Genomic DNA, 228 nt, shown 5'->3' with positions numbered 1-228 from the left:
GCGATTTTCCTCGGAAAACGCACGGGTGATGGCGTGCCTTTTGTAGAATGAACCGGCGAGTTACGTTTGCAAGCAAGGTTAAGCCGAGAAGGTGGAGCCGCAGCGAAAGCGAGTCTGAATAGGGCGAATAAGTTTGTAGGCGTAGACCCGAAACCGTGTGATCTACCCCTGTCCAGGGTGAAGGTGCGGTAACACGCACTGGAGGCCCGAACCCACGTATGTTGAAAA

Annotated in this window: 1 rRNA gene; it reads left to right on the top strand. The window is 53.9% G+C overall.

The features are described 5' to 3' along the window. Nucleotides 1-228: ribosomal RNA gene (locus tag KI362_RS25460) — 23S ribosomal RNA — on the top strand; the annotation flags it as partial.

Origin of the sequence: Paenibacillus apis (assembly GCF_018333295.1) — a bacterium.
Classification (GTDB): domain Bacteria; phylum Bacillota; class Bacilli; order Paenibacillales; family Paenibacillaceae; genus Fontibacillus; species Fontibacillus antibioticophila.
This window is presented reverse-complemented; position numbering and strand designations above follow the sequence as displayed.